Source organism: Microbacterium sp. EG9, from assembly GCF_059759475.1.
The window spans coordinates 2,537,449-2,560,686 of the sequence record NZ_CM186217.1 but is presented as its reverse complement, the minus strand read 5'-3'; the positions used below and the strand labels follow the sequence as shown (position 1 = coordinate 2,560,686).

Below are 23,238 nucleotides of genomic sequence, written 5' to 3'. Positions count from 1 at the left end.
CCTCTGCTAGCGCGAGCTCTCGGTGGAGCGGAGGACATTGAGGCGCTCCTGAAGGCCGTACTTCACGGTCGGCCATTCCCCGTCGATGATCGAGTACACGACCGTGTCGCGGATGGTCCCGTTCTCGAAGACCGTGTGGTTACGCAACACGCCGTCTTGCTTCGCGCCCAGCTTCTCGATGGCCGTGCGGGATTGCCGGTTGTGCCAGTGCGCGCGGAACTCGACTGCCCCGCAGCCCAGATCGTCGAACGCGCGACTCAGCAGCAACAGCTTGGCGGCGGGGTTGATCCCTGTTCCTTGCGCATTCCTGCCCAGCCACGTGCCTCCGATCTCCAGGCGTCGATTCGTCGGCTCGATGTTCAGGTACGACGTCATGCCGACGGCACGGTCGGAGGCGGCATCGATCACAGCCCACGGAACCATCGAGCCCTCGGCGTGCGCGGCGAGACGGTTCTCGATGGTCCCCGACATCTCGTCCGGCGAGGGAATGTGGGTGTACCAGGCTTCCCACATATTGCCCACTCGAACGGCGTCGACCAGGTCGGCGCGATGCGCCGCGCTGAGCGGTTCCACACGCACGAACTCATTGCTGAGAACTGGAGCGGCGAGGAAGTCCATTTCCCCATCGTATGGTTCCCGCTCACCTCGACATCGAGCCCCACCATCCTCGAGCAACACGCCCGAGGCGCCCGCGACGCGCGGCGTCAGAAGGGTGGTGGCTCGGCCGGCGTGGCGGGTTCGGGGACGAATCTCACCAGGCTGCGTGGGTGGTCTTCGTAGTGTCGTCCGGTGGGTGAGGTCCATTGGAGGGTTCCGTGGCCGAGGTGTCTGACCTGCCAGGCGGTGTGGTGCTTCACGGTGTGGTGGCGGCGGCACAGGTGGGCGAGGTTGTCGGGTGCGGTGTGGCCGCCGTGGCTGGCGGGGGTGGTGTGGTCGCGGTCGCAGCGGTGGGTGGGGCGGGTGCAGCCGGGGGTGCGGCAGCGTTCATCCCGGGCGGCGAGGTAGCGGCGCAGCTCCGCGGACGGCCGGTACCGGTCGACGGCGACGGGGATGCCGGTGGTCGGGTCGGTGAACACCCGATCCCAGCCAGGCGCGAGTCCCGCCAACCGGCGGGCGATCGCGGGGTCGATGGGCCCGTACCCGGTGAGGAGGGCCGGGCCGCTGTTCGGGTCGCCGGCGAGCGTGAGGGCGGGGATCGTCACCTGAATCTGCGCCGTCACCGCCTCGATACCGGCCCCGGTGGCGCGGGTGGAGGCAGTGGCGGTCAGGAGCAGGTCGGTGAGGATGTCCGCGCGCACCTGCGCCAGAGTGCGGGAGTCCTTCACGGCGGTCGGGGTCGTGGCCGTGGGCGTGGTCGTGCAGGTCGCGTCGGTGGGGCGGGCGGGGCCGGTGATGAGCGTGTCGGCGCCGGTGAGGGCAGCCGCGTCGGTGGCATCCGCCTCACCGTCGATGCCCTCGTCGGTCTGGTCGAGGATCGCCCGACCCCGGGCCGTCAGGGTGTCGTGGATCGCGTGTGCGAGCGGGGCGGGAAGATCCGCGATGAGTCTGGCCATCCCATCCTCCAACGGGAACAACCGCACGGACCGCTCCTCATACGCGCGCTGCGCAGCCTGGGTGAACGCAGTCGGGTCGATGGTCGCCGCGATCGCCTTCGCCGCCGCCGCCATCCGCGCAGGCGACTCCGACCGGGCCGCCTCCAGAGCGAGGGTCTCGTAGCGTGCCCGGTTTTCCTCGGTCGTCAACAGCGTGCCGGTGCGGCTGATCGCCCACGCGTGAGCGGCATCGATCTCCCCGCCCGCCCACACCTCAAACGTCCGCGGGAACAGGGTGGTCAGCAGGTATGCCTCCGACATCCGGCGTTGCACACCCCGATCCGACGCCCGCAGCGCCATCGCGAGCTCCAACGCGACTTCCCGCAACGGCAGATCCGCATCCGACGACTTCACCGACCGCCCCTGTTGCTGCGCCTCCTGCCTCAGCACCGCGGCACGTTCCGCGACCACATCCACTGCCGCGGCCAGCAACCTCGCCTCGGCGGCCTGCGCCTGAGCCGCCCGACGCCGCGCATCCACGACACCGGTCACCACGGCATCCAGCCCGGGCCAGGTCGTATCACCCTCACGGATAGTCGACAGCGCGTGCATCATCACCCCTGACCCGGCCACAACCGGAGGACAGGACCCGCAACGGAAGGTGGGCACGCACGGGGTTTCTTCACCCTACTATAGAACAAACATTCGAAACACGCAAGAGCGACATCGGTGCCGGACCCCGTGGGATCGCGGCATCCGCCGCTTACCGCCGCGTCGGGTCGGGCAGCGAGATCGGCGTCGTCCCGGCGACCTCGTCGCTGAACTCCTCGGGCGCCACGACGGTCAGCGGTCGCGTCTCGTCGAGGGAGAGGGCGAAACGGCGCGACTCGTGGCGGTGCAGCCGCCCCGACCAGAGGAGCCAGCCGAACCCGATCGCGAAGGCGACCAGCGCCGCCGCGGCGCCGAGGAGGATGGCGGCGCGGGCGCCGTACTCCGCGGCGACCCAGCCGACGATCGGGGCGCCGATGGGCGTCCCGCCCATGAGGATCGCCATGTAGAGCGCCAGCACGCGGCCGCGCAGGGCCGGATCGGTCGTCGTCTGGACGTAGCCGTTGGCGGTGGTGAGCGTCGTGACGACGGCGAACCCGGTGAACATCAGCGTGAGGGCGTACAGCCAGTAGTCGGGCATGAAGGCCGACACGGTGCCCGCGACCGCGAACATCCCCGTGCCGACGATCACGAGGCGCATGCGCGCGCGATCGCGGCGCGCGGCCAGCAGGGCCCCCGCGAGCGAGCCGATCGCGAGGATCGAGCTGAGCAGGCCGTAGCCGTCGGCGTCACGACCGAACTCGAGCGCCATCGTCGAGGCGAAGATCGGGAAGTTCATGCCGAAGGCGCCGAGCAGGAACACCATGATGAACGTGACGACCAGGTCGGGGCGCCCGCCGACGTAGCGGAACCCGTCGGCCAGGCGCGACGCCCCCGGCGCCGTGATCCGCGGCACCAGCTCCTCGGAGCGGATGAGGCGCAGGGCCACGATCATCGCGAGGAAGGTGACGGCGTTCACGAGGAACACCCAGCCGGTGCCGACCGCGACGATCACGATGCCGGCGACGGCCGGCCCGATCATGCGGGCGCCGTTGAAGGATGCCGCATTCAGCGCGACCGCGTTCGATGCGTTCTCGCGGTCGACCAGATCGGAGACGAACGCCTGCCGCGCCGGGTTGTCGAACGCGGCGACCAGTCCGAGCGCGAAGGCGAACACGTACATGAGCGGGAGCGTCATGACGCCGCTGAGGATCAGGATGCCGATGGTCGCGCCCAGCACCAGGAGCGATCCCTGCGTCACCATCAGCAGGCGGCGCCGCTCGAAGCGGTCCGCGACCCAGCCGGTGACGCTCACGAGCAGCAGCGGCGGGGCGAACTGCAGCGCCATCGTGACGCCCATGGCGCCCGCGTCGTTGTGCGTCAGCTGGGTGAGAACGACCCAGCTGAGCGCCGTGGCCTGCATCCATGCGCCGATGTTGGAGACGAGGGCGCCGATGAACCAGACGCGGTAGTTGAAGACGGAGAAGGAGCGGAACATCGCGGAGGAGCTCATCGCGCGGCCACCTCGCGCATCAGCTCGGCCGCGGCGCTCAGGAGGTCGCGCTGCTCGTCGGTGAGCTCGGACAGGGCCTGCTCGAGCCACGAGTCGCGGCGGCGCACCGTCTCGTCCACGACCGCGCGGCCGGTGTCGGTCAGCGCGATGTTCACCTTGCGGCGATCGTCCGCGTCGGCGGTGCGGGTGAGGTAGCCCGACTCCTCCAGCCCGTTCACGGTGCGGTTCATCGACGGCGCCGAGACCCGTTCCCGGTCGGCGAGCTCGCCGAGGGTGTGCTGGCCGTGCACCGACAGGGCCGCGAGCACGGCGAACTGGCCGTCGCTCATCGTGTCGACCGCGCGCTGCGAGCGCAGACGTCGCGCGAGGCGGAAGGTCGCCATTCGCAGATCGGAGGCGGCGGTGGACAGTTCGGGTGCGGCGGGGGTGGTATCGGTGCTCATTCCGATATTTAGCATAGCTCATTAGTCATGCTAAATATCCGCATCCTCCATCTCCTTCATCCCCTCGTCGCGGCGCCCCTCGCGTCCGAGGGGGATCGTCGCGAGCAGCCCGATCACGAGGAAGCCGGCGGCGGTGAAGGCCGACAAGCGCGTGGCATCGGAGAACGCCGCCTTCGCGTCCTGCGCGATCGGAGCCGTCTCGGGGTTCGCGGCGAGGCCCGCGATCGCCCCGCCGGAGCTGTCGACGACGGCCGACACGATCTGATCCCGCTCCTGCGCGGGCAGCCCGCGCGCGTCGAGCGCGGAGGAGAGGATGCCGGCGGTGCCGGAGAACAGCACGGTGCCCAGGATCGCGATGCCGAGCGCCGACCCGACCTGCCGGGCCGTGGACTGCGTGCCCGATCCCTGCCCCGACAGCTCCACGGGCACGTCCTGGAGGATGACGCCCGTGAGCTGCGCGGTCGCCAGGCCGACGCCGAAGCCGTAGACGAACAGGGCCGGCAGCAGCCAGAGCCACGCCGTCTGCGTCCCGGCATCCCAGCCCACGACGAGCCCGGCCGCGGCGACGCCCACGATCTCGGCGACGAGGCCCGCACGCACGATCAGCACCGGGCCGATGCGGCCGCTGGACGCCCCGGCGAACCCGCTCGCGACGAACGAGCCGGCCGCCAGGGCGATGAGGATCAGTCCGGTCTGGAGGGCGTCGAAGCCCAGGACGAACTGCAGCCAGAGCGGCAGCGACAGGATGATGCCGAACTCGCCGAGGGCGACGACCAGCGCCGCGATGTTGCCGCTGCGGAACGTCGCGATCGAGAACAGGCGCGGATCGAGCAGCGTCGGCCGGCCGCGTCGCGCCTGACGTCGCGACCACGTCACGAACGCGACGGCGGCGAGCGCGGCCAGGAGGAAGGCGAGGGGCACGGGCGACAGGGGGAGGGGCCAGCTCCAGCCGCCGACCGTGAAGGCGTCGTTCACCTCCCACCAGCCGAGGGTGCGCCCCTCGATGAGCCCGAAGACCAGGGCGCCGAACAGGACGACGGACAGCACGGCGCCGACGGCGTCGAGGGACGGCGCGTTCGCGGCGCGCGACTCCGCGACCGCCCACAGGACGCCGATCGCGATGATGATCCCGAGCGGGATGTTGATGCCGAAGGCCCATCGCCACGAGAACGAGGTGGTGAGCCAGCCGCCGAGCAGCGGGCCCACCGCCGCCATCCCGCCGATCGTCGACCCCCACACCGCGAACGCGATGCCGCGCTCGCGGCCGTGGAAGGTCGCGTTCAGTAGCGACAGGGTGCTCGGCAGCATCATCGCCCCGCCCACGCCCTGCACGAGCCGGGAGAGGATGAGCAGGTCGCCCGTCGGGGCGAGCGCCGCCGCGACCGACGAGCCCGCGAACAGCACGACGCCGATCAGCAGCAGCCGGCGCCGGCCGATGCGGTCGGCCAGCGACCCGAACAGCAGCAGCAGTGAGGCGAAGACGAGGGTGTAGGCCTCCTGTACCCACTGCACCTGTGTCGACGAGATGTCCAGATCGGTGACGATGGCGGGGATCGCGACGTTGACGATCGTCGAATCCACGATGATGAGCGCGACGGCGAGGCTGATGAAGACCAGACCGAACCACCGACGAGACGTGACGTCCTTCATGAATGGCTAGCTTATCTAGCTATCTGGCGAATCCCAACCCCTAGACTCGCACCATGGCAGCGGCGCGGCGCGAAGAACGCTCGTTCACCGATTCCCACGGCATCCGCATCGTCTTCGATGTCTACGTGCCGGGGCCCGACGATCACGTCGCCCGCGGCGTGGTGCAGCTGCTGCACGGCGTCGGGGAGCACGCCGGACGCTACGCGCACGTCGCGGCGGCCCTGACCGCGGCGGGCTACATCGTCTACGCCGACGACCACCGCGGACACGGCCGCACCGGCATGGCGCAGCACGACGGCGACGCCCGCCGGCTCGGCCGGCTCGGACCCGGCGGCCTGCGCGCCGCCGAGGCCGCGTGCGCTCAGCTCACCGGCATCATCCGCGACGAGAACCCCGACCTGCCGCTCATCCTGATCGGCCATTCCTGGGGCTCCTTCCTCGCCCAGATGCTGCTGAACCACCACCCCGAGGCCTACGACGCCGTCGTGCTCACCGGCTCGGCGCTGCGCTGGCCGGGATCGCTCAACTCGGGTGACCTCAACGCGCCGTGGAAGGCTCCGGATGCCCTGGGCTCCGAGTGGCTGTCCTCCGACCTGGCCGTCGGCCGTGCCTTCCTGGACGACCCGCTGACCACGTCGGAGCCGCTGGCCAGGCTCTTCGGCCCGATCGACACCCTGCGGCTCATCGGCAAGCCGGCGAAGAACCTCCCGCGCGACGTCCCCGTGCTGCTCATGGTCGGCCGCGACGACACCGTCGGCGGACCCCGCAGCATCCACCGCCTCGCCGACGCCTACCGCACCCGCTCGGGGCTCACCGACGTCACGACGCTGATCTACCCGGACGTGCGGCACGAGGTCTTCAACGACGTCACCCGTGAGGACGTCATCGCCGATCTGCGGGCCTGGCTCGACCGGCGCTTCCCCGCGCGCGGCTGAGGAGACCGTCGGGCGCGGACCTCGTACGCTGGAGACATGCACGGGGAATACAAGGTTCCGGGCGGCAAGCTCGTCGTCGTCGATCTCGAGGTCGACAACGGGCGCATCGCCGACTTCCATCTCGCCGGAGACTTCTTCCTCGAGCCCGACGACGCCCTCGCCGACATCGATGCGGCCGTCACGGGCCTTGCTGTCGAGACGGATGCCGCGGGCATCGCCGCCGCCGTCCGCGGGGCCCTGCCCGAGGGGGCGCAGCTGCTGGGGTTCACCCCGGAGGCGGTCGGCACCGCCGTGCGGCGCGCGCTCGTGACGGCACCCGGCTGGCGCGACTTCCGGTGGGAGGTCGTGCACGAGAAGGCCGTCTCGCCGGCGATGAACCTCGCCCTCGACGAGGTGCTCACCACCCGGGTCGGCGACGGCCGCCGCACCCCGACGCTGCGCATCTGGGAGTGGGACCAGTCCGCGGTCGTCATCGGGTCGTTCCAGTCGTACCGCAACGAGGTCGACCCGGAGGGCGCCGCCCGCCACGGCTTCGACGTCGTCCGGCGCATCTCGGGCGGCGGCGCGATGCTCATGGCGGCGGGCTCGATCGTGACCTACTCGCTCTACGTCCCGGCATCCCTGGTCGCGGGTCTGACTTTCGCCGACTCGTACGCCTTCCTCGACGACTGGGTGCTGCAGGCGCTGCGCTCGCTCGGCATCGACGCGACCTACCAGCCGCTCAACGACATCGCCTCGCCCTCGGGCAAGATCGGCGGCGCCGCGCAGAAGCGGCTCGCCAACGGCGGCGTGCTGCACCATGCGACGCTGTCGTACGACATGGACGGTCAGGTCATGACCGAGGTGCTGCGCATCGGCCGCGAGAAGCTGAGCGACAAGGGCACGGTGTCGGCGGCGAAGCGCGTCGATCCCCTCCGCAGCCAGACCGGCCTTCCGCGTGAGGCGATCATCGAACGGTTCGTGCAGACCTTCTCCACGCTCTACGGAGCCGAGCCCGGACGTATCACCGAAGAGGAATACGCCGAGGCGGAGGCGCTGGTCGCCGAGAAGTTCTCGACCGACGCGTGGCTGCAGCGGGTGCCGTGACGGCCGCCGAGCCGGGCACGGTCGAGATCCATCGGGGCGACAACCTGGCGCTCGCGCGGGCGCTGCCGGATGCCGCCTTCACCCTGATCTACCTCGATCCGCCGTTCAACACCGGGCGGCGCCAGGGCAAGGCCATCGAGTCCGCCGACCGCGACGGCGTGCGCGGGGAGGTCAAGGCGGGCTTCCGGGGCACCAGCTACGCGCGCCTGCGCGGCGACCTGCGCCGCTACGACGACCGCTTCGACGACTACTGGGACTTCCTCGAGCCGCGCCTGCGGGAAGCCTGGCGGCTGCTGGCCGACGACGGCACCCTGTACCTGCACCTCGACTACCGCGAGGCCCACTACGCGAAGGTGCTGCTGGACGCCCTCTTCGGGCGCGAGTGCTTCCTCAACGAGCTGATCTGGGCGTACGACTACGGGGCCAAGAGCCGGCGGCGCTGGCCGACGAAGCACGACACGATCCTCGTCTACGTCAAGGACCCGAAGTCCTACGTCTTCGACGCGGAGGCGGTCGACCGCGAGCCCTACATGGCCCCCGGATTGGTCACCCCCGAGAAGGCCGCGCGCGGCAAGCTTCCGACCGACGTCTGGTGGCACACGATCGTCCCGACGAGCGGGCGCGAGAAGACCGGCTACCCGACGCAGAAGCCGGAGGGCATCCTGCGGCGCATCGTGCAGGCGTCCAGCCGTCCCGGCGACCGCGTCCTCGACCTGTTCGCCGGCAGCGGCACGACCGGCGCGGTGTGCGCCGCGCTCGGACGCCACGCCGTGCTCGTCGACGACAATCCGGAGGCGATCGCCGTCATGCGCCGCCGCATCCCCGGGGCGTCCGTGATCGGCGACGACTGAGGGCGGGCGTGCCATGATCGGTGGCGTGCACGACGATCCCGAGACCACCCTGTCCGCCGGACGCGTTCGCGGACGCTGGCGGGTCGACGCCGACGGGACGCGGTCGGCCGCCTTCCTCGGCATCCCCTTCGCCGAGCCGCCCGTCGGCGACCTGCGCTTCGCGGCGCCGGTGCGCGCCGCGGCGTGGGACGGGGTGCGCGACGCGGGCGTCTTCGGCGCCACCGCGCAGCGCGGCGACCCGGGCATCACGCTGATCCCCGAGCCGAGCATCCCCGGATCGTCGACGCTGAACGTCAACGTCTTCACCCCCGATCCCGGCGCGGCCGGGCTCCCCGTGCTGGTGTGGATCCACGGCGGCGGGTTCTTCTCCGGATCGCCGGCCAGCCCCTGGTACGACGGACGCCGCTTCACGCGCGACGGCGTCGTCACGGTCACGATCTCGTACCGCCTCGGGGTCGACGGCTTCGGTGCGATCGCGGGTGCCCCCTCCAACCGCGGCGTGCGCGACTGGCTGGCCGCTCTGGAGTGGGTCCAGGAGAACATCGCCGCGTTCGGGGGAGATCCCGCACGCGTCACGATCGCGGGGCAGTCGGCCGGTGGCGGTGCGGTGCTGACCCTTCTCGGGATGCCGGCGGCGCAGCACCTGTTCCGTCGGGCGTGGTCGATGTCGGCGGCGCTCGGCGACGTCGCCCCGGAGCGTGCGCGGGCGTTGACCGCCGGGATCGCGCGCGCGGCGGGCGTGACGGCCGATCGCGACGGTCTCGCGTCGATCGATGAGGAGCGCCTCCTGGCCCTGCAGAAGCAGGCGACGGCGATCGATCCCCGGGCCGTCGGTGCGCTGCTGAGCGAGGGGCTCTCGCTCGGTCCCGAGATCGACGGCGACCTGCTGACCCGGCCCACCGGCGAGGCGCTGGCCGCCGGGGTCGGCGCCGACAAGCCGCTCGTGCTCGGCACGACCGACGACGAGTTCACGATGGCGCTGGCGGGTGCCGCGCGCACGCTCCGCTGGGTGCCGCGGGCCATCGTGCTCGGCCGGCTGGGCCTCGGTCGTGAGCGGCGGCGCGCGTACCTGGCGGCCAACGCCGACGTGGCCGCACGCGGCACTGCGCGGATCGCGGGCCGCTACGTGACCGACCGGATGTTCCGGCTGCGCAACGTCGAGCTCGCCGACCGGCGGGGCGCGGCGCCGACGTGGATGTACCGGTTCTCGTGGCCCTCGGGCGCCTTCGGCTTCGCCGAGCACTGCCTCGACGTGCCGTTCTTCTTCGACTGCCTCGACGCCGAGCAGGTCGAGCCGCTGGCCGGCCCCCACCCGCCGCAGGGGCTCGCGGATGCCGTGCACGCCGATGCCGTGGGGTTCGTGGCGGGCGGCGAGCCGGCGTGGGCGCGCTGGGGGAGCGACGGCACCGCCCGCGTGTACGACGTGCCGGTCGCCGACCGCGCCGGCGCCTACGCGTCGCTCGCGCCGCTGCGCTGACCGCGCCCGCCGTCGTCGATGTCGCCGTCGATGCCGTCCGGCGGTGACAGCAGCGTGAACAGGGCCTCGATGGGAACGCTCATGTCGACCTTCCGATCGACGAGCCACTGCAGCTGCATGCCGTCGGCCAGCGCCTGCACCATGCGGGCCAGCGTCTCGGCGTCGACGCGGTCGCTGACGCGGCCGTCGGCCTGACCGGCCCGCACGGCGTCGCCGAGGACCTCGCGCAGCGCGGCGCTGCGCTGGAGGAAGAACCCGTGTGCGGGATGCCCGGCGTCGGTGGCGTCGACGGCGAGGCGCGAGAACAGCTGCACGAGACCCGGCACGTCCCTGTTGTGGCGCACGAGCGCGAGGAACTCGTCGCGCATCTCGTCCAGCGGGGCGGGACCGGACGCGGGGCGCCAGGAGAGGGCGTCGGCCTCGTCGCGCTTGCGGAGGATCTCGGTGAAGAGCTCCTCCTTCGAGTCGAAGTAGTGCAGCAGCCCCGCCTGGCTCAGTCCCACGGCGTCGGCGATCGCCTTCACCGACGCGCCGCCGTAGCCCTCCCGCGCGATGACCTCCAGGGCACTGCTGAGGATCTCCTCGCGCTTGGCGAGGCCCTTGGCGTAGGAGCCCCGTCGTTCGGGGCGCTGCGGCGACATGGCGTCCAGTAAACACCACCTTGACCGCCAAAACCTAGTGACATATGGTTTTCGTGGAGGCCCCCATGACCGACATCACCGCATCCGACCTCACGCTCGAGGAGAAGGCGTCGCTGACCAGCGGAGCCGACTTCTGGACCACGACGGCGATCGACCGCGTCGCACTGCCGTCGGTCATGATGACCGACGGGCCGCACGGCCTGCGCAAGCAGCAGGGGGCGACCGACCACCTGGGTCTGGCGCAGAGCGTGCCGGCGACGTGCTTCCCGCCGGCCGTGGGCCTCGGGTCGTCCTGGGATGCCGCGCTCGCCGAGCGCATCGGCGTCGCCCTCGGCGTGGAGTCCGCGATCGAGGACGTCGCGGTCATCCTCGGACCGGGAGTCAACATCAAGCGCTCGCCGCTGTGCGGGCGCAACTTCGAGTACGTCTCGGAAGACCCTCTGGTGTCCGGTGTGATCGGTGCGGCGCTGGTGCGCGGCATCCAGTCGCAGGGCGTCGGCTCGTCGCTCAAGCACTTCGCCGCCAACAACCAGGAGTTCGACCGCATGCGCGCGAGCTCCGACATCGACCCGCGGCCGCTGCGCGAGATCTACCTGCGCGCGTTCCAGCGGATCGTCACCGACGAGCAGCCGTGGACCGTGATGTGCTCCTACAACCGCATCAACGGCGTGTACGCCTCGGAGGACCCGTGGCTGCTCACGCAGGTGCTCCGCGACGAGTGGGGCTTCGCGGGCCTGGTCGTCAGCGACTGGGGCGCCGTGAACGACCGCGTCGTCGGCCTTCCCGCGGGCCTCGACCTGGAGATGCCCTCCAGCGGCGGCCGCACCGACGCCCAGCTCGTCGCGGCGGTGCGCGGTGGCACGCTCCCCGAGGAGAAGCTCGACCTCGCCGCCGATCGCGTGCTCGAGCTCGTCCGGCGGGCCCGGCGGCGTCCGGCCGCGGCGGGACCGCTCGACGTCGACGCGCACCACGCGCTGGCCCGCGAGGCCGCCGCCCGCTCCATCGTGCTGCTGCGCAACGACGATCGCGGCGGGGCGGGCGCGCTGCTGCCCCTCGACCGCGGCGCCGCGATCGCGGTCATCGGCGAGTTCGCGCGCACGCCGCGCTATCAGGGCGCCGGGTCGTCGCTGATCAACCCCACCCGCCTGGACACGGCGCTCGAGGAGATGCGGCTGCTCGCCGACGGCGACGTCGCCTTCGCCCCCGGCTTCACCCTGGACGGCACGGGGGACGTCGAGGCGCTGCGCGCCGAGGCCGTGGCCGCCGCCGCGGTGGCCGAGGTCGCCGTGGTGTTCCTGGGGCTTCCGGCGGCCCAGGAGTCGGAGGGCTTCGACCGCGAGAGCCTCGACCTGCCGGAGGCGCAGCTCGCGCTGCTGGCCGCCGTGCGGGAGGCGAACCCGAACGTGGTCGTCGTCCTCTCCAACGGCGGCGTGGTCGCGCTCCCCTTCCGCGACGAGGTGCCCGCGATCGTCGAGGCCTGGCTGCTCGGCCAGGCGGGCGGCGGCGGCACCGCCGATGTGCTGTTCGGCGTCGTGAACCCGTCGGCCAAGCTGACCGAGACCATCCCGCTGCGCATCGAGGACACCCCCGCCTTCGGCAACTTCCCCGGCGAGTTCGGCCACGTCCGCTACGGCGAGGGGATCCTCGTCGGCTACCGCTGGTACGACGCGCGGGCGCTCGAGGTCGCCTATCCGTTCGGGCTCGGCCTGTCCTACACGACTTTCGCCTACGGCGACGCAGTGGCCGCCGTCACGGACGCGGGCGACGTCGAGGTGAGGGTGCCCGTCACCAACACCGGAACGGTCGCCGGCCGCGAGGTCGTGCAGGTGTACGCCGGTCCGCTCCGGTCCGTCGTGCAGCGCGCGCCGCGCGAGCTGCGCGGCTTCGCGGCCGTCGAGGTCGCCCCCGGGCAGACGCGGGATGCCGTGGTCACGGTGCGCCGCGACGACCTGGCCTACTGGGACGTGCGCGTCGACCGCTTCGTCGTCGAGGGCGGCGCCTACCGCGTCGAGGTCGCCGCGTCGAGCCGCGACGTGCGCGCCGAGACCGTCGTGGAGATCGCCGGCGACGAGCTCGTGCTCCCGCTCACGATGAACTCGTCGGTCGCCGACGTGTTCGCCCATCCCGTCACGGGGCCGGTCGTGCAGCAGCTCATGGCCGGTGCGCTCGCCGGGCTGGGCGGTGCCGACAGCTCGGCGGCGTCGATGCTGCCCGACGACGACGCGCTGCAGAAGATGATGGCGTCGTTCCCGATCGGGCGCCTCGCGGGGTTCCCGGGGATGCCGCTCGGCTACGACCAGATCGAGGAGCTCATCCGGACGGCCAACGCCGGCGGCGCGCCCGATCCGGAGCTGTTCGCCGCGCGTCCCGCGACGGCGTCGTAGAACGTGAGGGCGAGCCGGAGCACCCCGAGCTCGAGGACGCGGAAGTCGCGCGTCGGACGAAGCCGCTCCCACAGTCCGGGATCGAGCTCGCGCAGGTAGCCGCGGGCACGGCGGGCGTGCGCCGTGTTCGACGCGATGCGGATGCTGCGCGCGTCCCGCAGCCACGGCAGGCTCCGCGAGAGGTTCTCGCGCGTGCTCTCGGCCGCCGGCTCGATGGCCACGGCATCCGGGTCGACGCCGAGGCGCGCGGTCGCGTAGCGCGCCATCATGACCGCCTCCGGCTCGACGCCGCGCACCGCGCCTCCGGAGAACACGAAGAGGGCGCCGGGCGGGGCCGACCGCACCGCGATGCGGGTGCGCCACGCCTGGAGCGCGTTGAGCGCGCCGTCCGCGCGGGAGCGGAACCCGAGCACGAGCACGACGTCGCGCCCGCCCGCGGGGCCCGTCGCCGGGCGGGCGGGATAGTCGGCCCGCGACGTGCGCCACGCCTGGACCTCCCCGAACGCGAGCAGGCCGGCGCCCGCGGCGGCGACGGCGGATGCCGCGACCAGCGCGCGTCGCGGCATCCGCCCGATCCGTCTCACCGTGGTCGGTCTCACTCCGCCAGGAAGTCGAGCAGCGCCGCGTTCACCTCGGCGCCGTGCGTGCGCAGCAGGCCGTGCGGGGCGCCCTCGATCTCGACGTAGGTGAGGGGCGTGCCCTCCGGGACGAGGTCCCGGAACCGGCGGGCCGTCTTGTCGATCGGGAGGATGTTGTCGGCCGTGCCGTGGAGGATCAGGGTCGGCACCGTGAGGGCGGGCAGGTCGCCGCGGAAGTCGGTGGGCCAGGTCAGCGGCGCGGCGGCGAGGGCCGCGTTGCCGGCCTGGGTGGCGACCTGCACCGAGGCGGCGACGGCCTCCGGCGAGATGCGCGTGCCCAGGAGGTCGTCGAGGTTGTAGAAGTCGCGGAAGAACCCCGTCAGGAACGCGTGCCGGTCCTCGGCGACGGCGGCCGCGGTGCCGTCGAAGAACGCCTGGTCGCCCGCGCCGTCGGGGTTGTCGTCGGTGATGAGTAGGAACGGCTCGAGGGAGCCGAGGAAGGCGGCCTTCGCGATGCGCCCCGCGCCGTAGCGGGAGAGGTAGCGGGCGATCTCGCCGGTGCCCATCGAGAAGCCCACCAGGATCGCGTCGTCGAGCTCGAGGTCTTCGATGAGGGCGTGCAGGTCGGCGGCGAACGTGTCGTAGTCGGAGCCCGACGCGGTCTTGGTCGAGGCCCCGAAGCCGCGGCGGTCGTAGGCGACCACGCGGTAGCCGGCCCCGAGGAGCGCCCGCTGCTGCAGGTCCCACGACTCGCCGTTCAGCGGGAAGCCGTGGATCAGCACGACCGGCTGGGCGTCGGAGGGTCCCTGGTCGGTGTAGAAGATCTCGATGTCGGCCGAGTTCTCGGTCCCGACGGTGATGTAGGCCACGGTCGCTCCTTCCGGGACGCCGCCGGTCGGCACCCCGCTCACGACGCTAGCCGTTCACCGGTCGCGGTGGGCGCCGTCCGACGGGTGCACGGTGAACACGTGCGGTGCGCCGAAGCCGGCCGCGGCGAAGGCCGCCTCGACCGCGGCGGCGACCTCCGCCACGCGGGCGTGGTCGACGAGCGCGATCGCCGAGCCGCCGAAGCCGCCGCCGGTCATGCGGGCGCCGACGGCGCCGGCCGCGCGCGCCGTGTCGACGGCCAGGTCGAGCTCGGGGGTGGAGATCTCGAAGTCGTCGCGCATCGAGGCGTGCGACGCGTCGAGCAGGCCGCCGATCGAGCGCGGGCCCTCGGCGCGCAGCAGTCGGACGGCGTCGAGCACGCGCTGGTCCTCCGTGACCACGTGGCGCACGCGGCGGAACGTGACGTCGTCCATCAGCTCCCGGGCGCGGTCGAGGTCGGCGGGGGTGAGATCGCGAAGGGCCGGGACGCCCATGATCCGCGCGCCCCGCTCGCACGCCGCGCGGCGCTCGCCGTAGCCGCCCGTCGAGTGGGCGTGGCTCACGCGGGTGTCGACGACGAGAACCTCGAGGCCCGCGTCGGCGAAGCCGAGAGCGACGACCGCGGCATCCAACGACCGGCAGTCGAGGAAGATGCCGGCGTCGGCGCGCCCGAGCATCGAGGCCATCTGGTCCATGATCCCCGTCGGTGCGCCGACGGCGTCGTTCTCGGCGCGCCGGCCGGCCTGCGCGAGCGCGACGGGCGACAGCCCCAGGCCCCAGATCTCGTTCAGCGCGGTCGCCGTCGCTCCCTCGATCGCGGCGGATGACGACAGGCCGGCGCCGACGGGCACGTCCGAGGCGAGCGCGATGTCCACGCCCGCCAGCGCGTCGGCGCGGCCGGCCGCGCGCGCGGCATCCTGCAGCGCCCAGGCGACGCCGAGCGGGTAGCGCGCCCATTCCACGATCTCGTCGCGGTGGTCGGGGAAGAGCGCGTCGAGGTCGGCGACGGGCACCTCGACGGGCACGGGGTCGAAGGTCGACACGACGCGGATGCGGGCGTCGTCGCGGACGCCGACCGCGGCGACGGTGCGTCCGTCGATGGCGAACGGGAAGACGAAGCCGTCGTTGTAGTCGGTGTGCTCGCCGATGAGGTTCACCCGCCCCGGGGCCGACCAGAAGCCCGCGGGCGCCGACCCGGTCAGCTCGGTGAACAGATCGCGCGCGTCGGTCTGGGGGGATGCCGTGGCGGTCACAGCTGGACTCCTTCGATGGCGGAGCGCAGCCGGTCGGCTGCGGTCTCGGGCGGGACGTCGCCGATCCAGGCGCCCATGGCGGCCTCCGATCCGGCGAGGAACTTGAGCTTGTCGGCGGCACGGCGCGGGCTCGTGATCTGCAGGTTCAGACGCACGGTGTCGCGACCGACGTGCACCGGCGCCTGGTGCCAGGCGGCGATGTAGGGCGTCGGATCGCCGTAGAGGGCGTCGACGCCGCGCAGCAGCCGCAGATAGACGGGCGCGAGCTCATCGCGCTCGTCGTCGCTGAGCGCCGCGAAGTCGGGGACGTGACGGTGCGGCAGCAGGTGGATCTCGAGGGGCCAGCGTGCGGCGAAGGGCACGAACGCCGTCCAGTGCTCGCCGCGCAGCAGAACGCGCGGACCCGCCTGCTCGAAGGCGAGGATGCGCGCGAACAGGTCGGGCGCCGTGCGGTCGATCGCGTCGAGCAGCCGACTGGTGCGCGGTGTGATGTACGGGTACGAGTAGATCTGTCCGTGCGGGTGCTGCAGCGTGACCCCGATGGCCTCGCCGCGGTTCTCGAACGGGAACACCTGCTGCACTCCGGGCAGCGCCGACAGCGCGGCCGTGCGATCGGCCCACGCCTCGATCACGGTGCGCGCCCGGGTCGGGCTCTGCGTGCCGAACGAGCCGGTGCGCTCGGGGGAGAAGCACACCACCTCGCAGCGGCCGACGCTCGTGCGCGTGCGGCCGAGGCCGAGGTGCTCGAGGTCGTCGAGCCCGCGGGGCGGATCGGCGGCGGCGGGGGCGTCGCCGAACGCCTCGGCGAGGGCCGGCCCGAAGGACGGCGAGCGGTTCTCGAAGACCGCGACGTCGTAGACGGAGGGGATCTCCGACGGGTTGGTCGCGGTCTGCGGCGCGAGCGGGTCGAGCTCGGCGGGAGGCAGGAAGGCACGGTTCTGCCGGGCGGCGGCGACCGACACCCAGTCCCCGGTCAGCACGTCCTGGCGCATGGTCGCGGTCGCCGGTCGGGGGTCGAGAGCGCGCGTGTCGGCGGCCCGCTCGGGCCCCAGCGTGGTGCTGGGATCGTCGAAGTAGATGAGGTCGCGCCCGTCGGCGAGACGGGTCGGTCGCTTCACGACACCCGCGCCGAGGAGGGTCCCCTCGGGGGTGATGGATGGCAGCTCCGGCATGTTCACGATAACACGATAGGGGTAGGTGCGTGCTATCGTCAACACGGAGGTCGGGATGGCACACAAGCGCGCATCGATGGCGGATGTCGCACGCATCGCAGGGGTGTCCGCGCAGACGGTGTCGCGGGTGGTCAATGCGAGTCCCCGCGTCGATCCGGCCACGCGCGCCCGCGTCGAGGAGGCGATGGCCCGCAGCGGCTACCGCATCCACCGCGCCGCCCGCGCCCTGCGCACCGGCCGCTCCGGCACCATCGGCGTCGTCGTCTCGACGCTCTCCACCGTCGGCAACTCGCTCATGCTCGAAGCCGTCACCGACGCCGCCGCCGCACGCGACCACGACGTCGCCGTCGTGACGCTCGGCGCGGGCGACGCCGCCGAGGCGCTGGAGCGTCTCAACGAGCAGGGCGTCGACGGCGTCGTCGTCATCAACGAGGCGTCCGCGCTCGTGCGGTCCGCCGACCTGCCCACCGCCCTCCGCCTCGTCGTCGTCGACTCCCCGCCCGACGACCGCTTCGCCGGCGTCGAGACCGACCACGCGGGCGGCGCGGCCGCCGCGACAGCGCACCTCCTCGCGCACGGCCACCGCACGGTCGCCCACATCGCCGGCCCCGAGTCGTCGTACGCCGCCGCCGAGCGCGAGCGCGGCTGGCGCGAGACCCTCGAGCGGGCCGGATGCCCCGTCGGCGCCCTCGTGCGGGGGTCGTGGACCTCGGCCTCCGGCTACGACGCGGCCATGACCCTCCTGGACGCCGGGACGCTCGGCACCGCGCTGTTCGTCGCCAACGACCAGATGGCGCTCGGCGCGCTGCGGGCGCTCGCCGAGCACGGTGCGCGTGTGCCCGAAGACGTGAGCGTCGTCGGCTTCGACGACGTCGACGACGCGGCGAACTACCGTCCTCCGCTGACGACCGTCCGCCAGCACTTCGACCGGCTGGGGACGCAGGCCGTCGTCGCCCTGCTCGACGAGGTGGAGGAGGGTCTCGAGGTCGGCGCGGAGGCACCGACGGTCTCGGAGCGCACCGTCATGCCCGCCTCGCTCATCGTGCGCGGCAGCACGGGGCCCGCCCCGGTCTGACCGGTCGGCGGCGCGCGCCCGGTCAGTCGATCGCGGAGGCGGTGATCAGCGCGGCCGCCTGCGGCAGCAGCACGGGCGGGCGAAGCCCCACGGATGCCGCGGCGCGCCCGCTCAGCACGACCGCCTCCTCCTCCCAGGCCAGAGGCGACTGGCCGAGGTAGCCGGTCGAGCCCTCCGGGACCATGACCGCGATGCGGTAGCGCCGGTCGGGGTCGAGGCCCGGCAGCGTGACGGGGGCGGGCGGGTGCGCGCTGCTCGTGCGCACCTGCGTGTGCACGTAGAGGGCGGCGCCGCCGTCGCGCGCCACGACGCCGCGCAGGTCCAGCGCCGGGTCGGCGAGATCGGCGTGGACCCTCCGCCCCGTGGCGATGAGCGCGCGGTGCTCGCGGTAGAGGGCGACCCAGCCGGCGATGCGCTCCAGCGTCGCGTCGTCCTCCGCCGTGAGATCCCACTCGACGCCGAAGTGGCCGAGGAGAGCGGTGAGCGCGCTGAGGGAGAGGGACACCGTGCGCCCCGTCGAATGCACGATCGGGCTCGTCAGGTGCGCCCCCATGAGCTCGGGCGGGACGACCAGTCCGGTGTAGCGCTGGATGTCGAGCCGTTCGATCGGATCGAGGCAGTCGCTCGTCCAGATCCGGTGCGTGCGCTGGAGGATGCCGAGGTCGACGCGGGCGCCCCCGGAGGCGCAGGACTCGATCTCCAGGCCGGGATGACGCTCGCGCAGCTCGTCGAGCAGGCGGTAGAGGGCCAGGACGTTCGCCCGCACGCGCGGCCGTCCGTGGGGTCCCGATCCCGGCTCGGCGAGGTCGCGGTTGTGATCCCACTTGAGGTAGGCGATCGGGTACTCGTCGAGCAGCGCGTGCAGGCGCTCGGCGATGTAGGCGTACGCCTCGGGGTGGGCGAGGTCGAGCACCTGCTGCTGCCGTCCCGACGGCGGCAGCTCGTCGCGGGCGCGCAGCAGCCAGTCCGGATGCCGCCGCGCCAGGTCGCTGTCGGGGTTCACCATCTCCGGCTCGACCCAGAGCCCGAACTCCATCCCGCGCTCGCGCACGTGGTCGATCAGCGGCGCGAGGCCGTCGGGCCAGACCTCGGCATCCACCCACCAGTCGCCGAGTCCCGCGGTATCGTCGCGGCGGCCGTGGAACCAGCCGTCGTCGAGCACGAAGCGCTCGGCGCCGATCCGCGCGGCCCGGTCGGCGAGAGCGCGGAGGGTGTCCAGGTCGTGACGGAAGTAGACGGCCTCCCAGGTGTTCACGGTCACCGGGCGCGGCCGCGTCGGGTGCATCGGGCGTGCCCGCAGCTCGTCGTGGAAGCGGGCCGCGAACTCGTCGAGCCCCTCGCCCCACGAGCCGACCGCGTCGGGGGTCTCGTAGCTCTCGCCCGGCGCCAGCAGCACCTCGCCCGGCTCCAGCAGCTCACCGGCGCGCAGGACGGCGTCGCCGGTGGGGGTGCGCTCGGCGAGCAGGCGGTGATCGCCCGACCAGGCCAGGTGTACGCCGTGCACCAGCCCGCGCTCGAATCCGAAGCCCGGCGTCCCGGCGATCACGACCAGCGTGGCGTCGGCGCCGGGGCGCCCCCGCCGGCTCTCGCGGAGGTGGCCGCCGACCGTGAAGGCGTGCCGTTCGGGCGCGCGCTCGCGCAGGTGGTGGCCCGTCGTGGTGAGCAGCTCGGTCGCCGTGGGCGGCAGGGGGAATCCCGCGCTCAGCCCGTCGACGCGGTACGGGGCGTCGCCGTCGTTGACCAGACGCAGGCGCTGGTGGAGCAGACCGCTGACGCCGAGGGACAGTTCCACCTCGACCCTCAGGCCGGCCGCCGCGTCGCGCAGCACGAACGTCGCCGTCGTCGGGGTGACGTGCGCGGTGGTCGTCATCAGCCGGGTCGAGAAGTCGGCGCCGTCGCGATCGCCCGTGAGCCCCGGGGTGGTCAGCCACCCGCCGGAGGCCTGCGGCAGCACCGTGAGGCGACCGGTGGCGTCCAGCCCGCCCGACACGCGCTGCGGTCGCGCCGCCCGTGCGATGCCCTCGAGCTCGATGTCGGTGAGGGCGCCCAGGTCGCGCCCCCAGTGCACGATGGTCGGCTGGTCGGCGCAGCGCACGTCGACGACGACGCTGGTGCCCCCGGCGCGCAGGTGGACGTGGGCGGGCAGCGCCGCGGGCAGGGAGGTCACGGGGGTCGGTTCCTTCATCGCAGGTCGGTGGCGGGACGGCGCCCGGCGCGCGGGCCGGTGGAGCCGCGGACGATGAGGGAGGTCGACACGTGGTGGACGCCGCCGGACACCTCGCGTCCCTCGATCTGGTCGATCACGAGCGACACGGCCAGCGAGCCGGCGGTGCCGAAGTCTTGGTGGACGGTCGTCAGCGGCGGCCAGAAGTACGCCGCCTCGGCCATGTCGTCGAAGCCCACGACGCTGATCTCGGCCGGCACGGGCCGGCCCCGCTCGTGGAAGGCGCGCATCGCGCCGAGGGCCATCTGATCGTTCGCGGCGAACAGGGCGGTCAGCTCGGGCACCGCGGCCAGCAGGCGGCCGATCCGATAGCCCGACTCGGCGGTCCAATCCCCGACGTGCACCTCGGGCACGGGGCGTCCGGCCGCCGTCAGGGTCTCCTGCCAGGCGAGCCGCCGCTGCTCGGCGGCCTTCGACTCGGGCGGGCCCGCGATGTGCCACACCGTCTCGTGCCCGAGCTCCAGCAGATGGGAGACCGCCTGGCGGCTGCCGTGCACCTGGTCGGCGGTGACCGATGGACGCTCGTCGGCGGCCCCGGACTGGATGAGCACACTCGGCATCCCCGGCGGGAAGCCGACCGACGCCGACGACATGAGGTGCGACTCGATGACGACGATGATGCCGTCGACGGCATCCTGGTCGAGGCGGGAGACGGCCGAGGCCACGGCGTCGCCGGCCGTCAGTGCCGGCTGCGCCTGGATGAGCTCGATCGCGTACCCGCGCGCCGCCGCCGCCGAGAGGATGCCGCCGATCGTGCCGATGTTGCCGAGGGAGTCGAGGCTGAAGACCACGACGCCGATCGACCCGAAGGCCCCGCGGCGCAACGCCCGGGCCGCGACGTTGGGGCGATAGCCCAGTTCGCTCATGGCCGCGAGCACGCGGTGGCGCGTCGGCTCGGCCACCCGCTCGGAGTTGTTGGCGACCCGCGAGACGGTCTGCCCGGAGACGCCCGCATGCCTCGCGACGTCGTGCAGGGAGACGCTGCGGCTGCCGTCTGCTGACCTGTTCATCGGCGTCCCTCCTCGCGCGTCGACCGGGAAGTCTTGACACATGTTGACGTCAACATGCTACTCTCGACCTCGCCATGTTGACGTAAACATGGCACCGTCCGACAGAAGGCAAGACGAAGATGTCCGTACTCACCGCTCCCGCCCCGGCTCGACGCCGGGCGCGCAGGACCGACCGCCAATGGGCGGGATTCTGGTTCGTCCTGCCGTTCCTCATCGTGTTCGCCGTGACGTTCCTCGCGCCGCTCGCCTACTCGATCTACCTCAGCGTGTTCCGCACCAAGCTGATCGGCGGCACGTCGTTCGTCGGTGTGGACAACTACGTGCAGGCCTTCAGTGACCCGCAGTTCTGGTCGGGCTTCGGCAACGTGTTCCTGGTGCTGATCATCCAGGTGCCGGTCATGCTCCTGCTCGCTCTCGTCGCGGCGCTCGCCCTCGACTCGCGCCGCCTCGCCGGCAGCTCCCTGTTCCGCATCGGGATCTTCCTCCCGTACGCCGTGCCCGGCGTCGTCGCGGTGCTCATGTGGGGGTTCATGTACTCGGACCGCCTGGGCCTGGCCGGCAACATCAACCAGCTCGTCGGCTTCGAACTGGTCACGCCGTTCACCCAGCAGTGGATCCTCCTGGCGATCGGCAACATCATCACGTGGGAGTTCATCGGCTACAACATGCTGATCTTCTACTCCGCGCTGCGGACGATCCCCGAAGACCTCTACGAGGCGGCGGCGCTCGACGGCGCCGGCCAGTTCCGCATCATCCGGGCCATCAAGCTCCCCGCGCTGCGCGGTGCGCTCGTCATCGCGACGATCTTCTCGATCATCGGCAGCTTCCAGCTGTTCAACGAGCCCAACATCCTCAAGACGCTGGTCCCGAACCTGCTCACGACGTACTTCACCCCGAACATGTACGCCTACAACCTGAGCTTCATCGGCCAGCAGGTCAACTACGCCGCCACGATCGCGATCATCATGGGTGTCATCACCGCCGTCATCGCCTACGTCGTCCAGCTGCGTGGCACGCGTAAGGAGAACCGCTGATGGCCGGCCTGCCCCTCGATCACACCGGCACGCTGACCGGTCGGCCCCGTCGACGCCGCTCCGACGTCGGTGAGCGCGGCCCGCGCAAGTCGCCGCTGCTGACCATCATCATGTCGCTGTTCCTGGTCTACTCCTTCCTGCCGCTGCTGTGGCTCGTGATCAGCTCGACCAAGACGCAGCAGTCGCTGATCGGCTCGTTCGGCCTCTGGTTCTCGGGACCGTTCGCCCTGTTCGACAACATCGGCCAGGTGCTCACCTACAACGACGGCATCTTCCTGCGGTGGTTCCTCAACACCCTGATCTACGTCGTGATCGGCGCCGGCGGCGCGACGCTGCTGGCGACCCTCGCCGGCTACGGCCTCGCGAAGTACAACTTCCCCGGCAAGCGCGCCGTGTTCGCCGTCATCCTCGGCGCCATCGCCGTGCCGGGGACCGCGCTCGCGGTGCCGACGTTCCTCATGTTCAGCCAGCTGGGCCTGACGAACACCATGTGGGCGATCATCATCCCCTCGCTGATCTCGCCCTTCGGCCTGTACCTCATCTGGGTCTACGCCGTCGACTCCGTGCCGACCGAGCTGCTCGAGGCGGCGCGCGTGGACGGCTCGGGCGAGTTCCGCACGTTCTTCACGATCTCGCTGCGGCTGCTCGCACCGGGCGTCGTCACGGTCGCGCTGTTCGCGATCGTCGCGACCTGGAACAACTACTTCCTCCCGTTGATCATGCTCAACGACCCCAACCTGTTCCCGCTGACGATCGGTCTGCAGCAGTGGAACCTCCAGGCGGTCGGGGTCAGCTCGCAGCCGATCTTCAACCTGGTCATCACCGGGTCCCTCCTCACGATCATCCCGATCGTCATCGCCTTCCTCCTGCTCCAGCGCTACTGGCAGTCCGGGCTGAGCGCAGGAAGCGTCAAGCAGTGACAGGG

General features: G+C 72.1%; 20 protein-coding genes. 8 read left to right on the top strand and 12 right to left on the bottom strand.

What is annotated here, in order from left to right:
• Positions 1–6: 6 nt before the first annotated feature.
• The 5 genes from AC6CQV_RS12065 to AC6CQV_RS12045 form a co-directional block, all read right to left on the bottom strand.
• Positions 7–618, bottom strand: coding sequence for a GNAT family N-acetyltransferase (locus AC6CQV_RS12065; protein WP_498259590.1), 612 nt, complete (start codon positions 616–618; stop codon positions 7–9).
• Positions 619–704: 86 nt separating this feature from the next.
• A complete protein-coding gene (locus AC6CQV_RS12060) occupies positions 705–2,144 on the bottom strand; it encodes an HNH endonuclease signature motif containing protein (protein ID WP_498259589.1) in 1,440 nt (479 codons plus the stop codon).
• Between the two features lie 151 nt (positions 2,145–2,295).
• On the bottom strand, positions 2,296–3,618 hold the full coding sequence (locus AC6CQV_RS12055) for an MFS transporter (RefSeq protein WP_205283658.1): 1,323 nt from the start codon (positions 3,616–3,618) through the stop codon (positions 2,296–2,298).
• Between the two features lie 11 nt (positions 3,619–3,629).
• Positions 3,630–4,076 carry a MarR family winged helix-turn-helix transcriptional regulator gene (locus tag AC6CQV_RS12050; protein ID WP_198553667.1) on the bottom strand — a complete coding sequence of 149 codons (447 nt, stop codon included), beginning with the start codon at positions 4,074–4,076 and terminating at the stop codon, positions 3,630–3,632.
• A 30-nt stretch (positions 4,077–4,106) separates the two neighbouring features.
• Complete coding sequence (locus tag AC6CQV_RS12045; protein WP_498259588.1) at positions 4,107–5,726, bottom strand: DHA2 family efflux MFS transporter permease subunit; 1,620 nt, start codon at positions 5,724–5,726, stop codon at positions 4,107–4,109.
• A 53-nt stretch (positions 5,727–5,779) separates the two neighbouring features.
• Between AC6CQV_RS12045 and AC6CQV_RS12040 the strand changes: the two genes are divergently transcribed.
• The 4 genes from AC6CQV_RS12040 to AC6CQV_RS12025 are packed head-to-tail and all read left to right on the top strand — an operon-like array spanning position 5,780 to position 10,075.
• Positions 5,780–6,661, top strand: coding sequence for an alpha/beta hydrolase (locus AC6CQV_RS12040; protein ID WP_498259587.1), 882 nt, complete (start codon positions 5,780–5,782; stop codon positions 6,659–6,661).
• Positions 6,662–6,697: 36 nt separating this feature from the next.
• Positions 6,698–7,747: a lipoate-protein ligase LplAB gene (gene lplAB, locus AC6CQV_RS12035; protein ID WP_101305508.1), complete on the top strand. Its 1,050-nt coding sequence runs from the start codon at positions 6,698–6,700 to the stop codon at positions 7,745–7,747.
• Complete coding sequence (locus AC6CQV_RS12030) at positions 7,726–8,598, top strand: DNA-methyltransferase (protein WP_498259586.1); 873 nt, start codon at positions 7,726–7,728, stop codon at positions 8,596–8,598. Before lplAB ends, AC6CQV_RS12030 begins: the two co-directional genes overlap by 22 nt.
• Positions 8,599–8,611: 13 nt before the next feature.
• The gene (locus AC6CQV_RS12025) at positions 8,612–10,075 is read left to right on the top strand and encodes a carboxylesterase/lipase family protein (RefSeq protein WP_498259585.1); all 1,464 of its coding nucleotides are present in this window, start codon (positions 8,612–8,614) and stop codon (positions 10,073–10,075) included.
• Here the strand turns inward: AC6CQV_RS12025 and AC6CQV_RS12020 are convergent.
• The gene (locus AC6CQV_RS12020) at positions 10,048–10,716 is read right to left on the bottom strand and encodes a TetR/AcrR family transcriptional regulator (protein ID WP_492490904.1); all 669 of its coding nucleotides are present in this window, start codon (positions 10,714–10,716) and stop codon (positions 10,048–10,050) included. The two genes, AC6CQV_RS12025 and AC6CQV_RS12020, sit on opposite strands and share 28 nt — an antisense overlap.
• A gap of 65 nt (positions 10,717–10,781) precedes the next feature.
• On the opposite strand from AC6CQV_RS12020, the gene AC6CQV_RS12015 reads away from it, so the two are divergent.
• Positions 10,782–13,100 carry a glycoside hydrolase family 3 C-terminal domain-containing protein gene (locus AC6CQV_RS12015; protein WP_498259584.1) on the top strand — a complete coding sequence of 773 codons (2,319 nt, stop codon included), beginning with the start codon at positions 10,782–10,784 and terminating at the stop codon, positions 13,098–13,100.
• Here AC6CQV_RS12015 and AC6CQV_RS12010 read toward each other — a convergent pair.
• Genes AC6CQV_RS12010 through galT form a run of 4 tightly spaced genes read right to left on the bottom strand, consistent with a single transcriptional unit; the run spans position 13,007 to position 16,970 of the window.
• Positions 13,007–13,666, bottom strand: a complete 660-nt coding sequence (locus AC6CQV_RS12010) for a YdcF family protein (protein ID WP_061782020.1) — start codon at positions 13,664–13,666, stop codon at positions 13,007–13,009. The two genes, AC6CQV_RS12015 and AC6CQV_RS12010, sit on opposite strands and share 94 nt — an antisense overlap.
• A 29-nt stretch (positions 13,667–13,695) precedes the next feature.
• Positions 13,696–14,547, bottom strand: a complete 852-nt coding sequence (locus AC6CQV_RS12005; RefSeq protein ID WP_060959076.1) for an alpha/beta fold hydrolase — start codon at positions 14,545–14,547, stop codon at positions 13,696–13,698.
• 54 nt (positions 14,548–14,601) lie between these two features.
• Entirely contained in the window at positions 14,602–15,798 is a 1,197-nt protein-coding gene (gene galK, locus AC6CQV_RS12000; RefSeq protein WP_498259583.1) for a galactokinase, read from the bottom strand.
• A complete protein-coding gene (gene galT / locus AC6CQV_RS11995) occupies positions 15,795–16,970 on the bottom strand; it encodes a galactose-1-phosphate uridylyltransferase (protein ID WP_498260698.1) in 1,176 nt (391 codons plus the stop codon). Before galT ends, galK begins: the two co-directional genes overlap by 4 nt.
• A 55-nt stretch (positions 16,971–17,025) precedes the next feature.
• On the opposite strand from galT, the gene AC6CQV_RS11990 reads away from it, so the two are divergent.
• On the top strand, positions 17,026–18,045 hold the full coding sequence (locus tag AC6CQV_RS11990) for a LacI family DNA-binding transcriptional regulator (RefSeq protein ID WP_498259582.1): 1,020 nt from the start codon (positions 17,026–17,028) through the stop codon (positions 18,043–18,045).
• 22 nt (positions 18,046–18,067) lie between these two features.
• On the opposite strand, the gene AC6CQV_RS11985 is transcribed toward AC6CQV_RS11990, so the two are convergent.
• Together AC6CQV_RS11985 and AC6CQV_RS11980 are read right to left on the bottom strand one after the other, a co-directional pair.
• Positions 18,068–20,212, bottom strand: a complete 2,145-nt coding sequence (locus AC6CQV_RS11985; RefSeq protein ID WP_498259581.1) for an alpha-galactosidase — start codon at positions 20,210–20,212, stop codon at positions 18,068–18,070.
• A 14-nt stretch (positions 20,213–20,226) separates the two neighbouring features.
• A complete protein-coding gene (locus tag AC6CQV_RS11980; protein WP_498259580.1) occupies positions 20,227–21,279 on the bottom strand; it encodes a LacI family DNA-binding transcriptional regulator in 1,053 nt (350 codons plus the stop codon).
• A 119-nt stretch (positions 21,280–21,398) separates the two neighbouring features.
• Here AC6CQV_RS11980 and AC6CQV_RS11975 point away from each other — a divergent pair, with 119 nt between their 5' ends.
• Together AC6CQV_RS11975 and AC6CQV_RS11970 are read left to right on the top strand one after the other, a co-directional pair.
• Positions 21,399–22,313, top strand: coding sequence for a carbohydrate ABC transporter permease (locus tag AC6CQV_RS11975; RefSeq protein ID WP_060958979.1), 915 nt, complete (start codon positions 21,399–21,401; stop codon positions 22,311–22,313).
• The gene (locus AC6CQV_RS11970; RefSeq protein ID WP_060958980.1) at positions 22,313–23,233 is read left to right on the top strand and encodes a carbohydrate ABC transporter permease; all 921 of its coding nucleotides are present in this window, start codon (positions 22,313–22,315) and stop codon (positions 23,231–23,233) included. Before AC6CQV_RS11975 ends, AC6CQV_RS11970 begins: the two co-directional genes overlap by 1 nt.
• Positions 23,234–23,238 lie beyond the last annotated feature (5 nt).

Excerpts from the sequence above, each read along its gene's own strand:
- lplAB (WP_101305508.1), top strand. The coding sequence starts at position 6,698 with ATGCACGGGGAATACAAGGTTCCGGGCGGCAAGCTCGTCGTCGTCGAT.
- AC6CQV_RS12010 (WP_061782020.1), bottom strand. The coding sequence starts at position 13,666 with ATGCCGCGACGCGCGCTGGTCGCGGCATCCGCCGTCGCCGCCGCGGGC.
- AC6CQV_RS12040 (WP_498259587.1), top strand. The coding sequence starts at position 5,780 with ATGGCAGCGGCGCGGCGCGAAGAACGCTCGTTCACCGATTCCCACGGC.
- AC6CQV_RS12045 (WP_498259588.1), bottom strand. The coding sequence starts at position 5,726 with ATGAAGGACGTCACGTCTCGTCGGTGGTTCGGTCTGGTCTTCATCAGC.
- AC6CQV_RS12050 (WP_198553667.1), bottom strand. The coding sequence starts at position 4,076 with ATGAGCACCGATACCACCCCCGCCGCACCCGAACTGTCCACCGCCGCC.
- AC6CQV_RS11980 (WP_498259580.1), bottom strand. The coding sequence starts at position 21,279 with ATGAACAGGTCAGCAGACGGCAGCCGCAGCGTCTCCCTGCACGACGTC.
- AC6CQV_RS12055 (WP_205283658.1), bottom strand. The coding sequence starts at position 3,618 with ATGTTCCGCTCCTTCTCCGTCTTCAACTACCGCGTCTGGTTCATCGGC.
- AC6CQV_RS12060 (WP_498259589.1), bottom strand. The coding sequence starts at position 2,144 with ATGCACGCGCTGTCGACTATCCGTGAGGGTGATACGACCTGGCCCGGG.
- AC6CQV_RS12015 (WP_498259584.1), top strand. The coding sequence starts at position 10,782 with ATGACCGACATCACCGCATCCGACCTCACGCTCGAGGAGAAGGCGTCG.
- AC6CQV_RS11975 (WP_060958979.1), top strand. The coding sequence starts at position 21,399 with ATGTCCGTACTCACCGCTCCCGCCCCGGCTCGACGCCGGGCGCGCAGG.
- AC6CQV_RS12020 (WP_492490904.1), bottom strand. The coding sequence starts at position 10,716 with ATGTCGCCGCAGCGCCCCGAACGACGGGGCTCCTACGCCAAGGGCCTC.
- AC6CQV_RS12025 (WP_498259585.1), top strand. The coding sequence starts at position 8,612 with ATGATCGGTGGCGTGCACGACGATCCCGAGACCACCCTGTCCGCCGGA.
- AC6CQV_RS11990 (WP_498259582.1), top strand. The coding sequence starts at position 17,026 with ATGGCACACAAGCGCGCATCGATGGCGGATGTCGCACGCATCGCAGGG.
- galT (WP_498260698.1), bottom strand. The coding sequence starts at position 16,970 with ATGCCGGAGCTGCCATCCATCACCCCCGAGGGGACCCTCCTCGGCGCG.
- AC6CQV_RS12065 (WP_498259590.1), bottom strand. The coding sequence starts at position 618 with ATGGACTTCCTCGCCGCTCCAGTTCTCAGCAATGAGTTCGTGCGTGTG.
- AC6CQV_RS11970 (WP_060958980.1), top strand. The coding sequence starts at position 22,313 with ATGGCCGGCCTGCCCCTCGATCACACCGGCACGCTGACCGGTCGGCCC.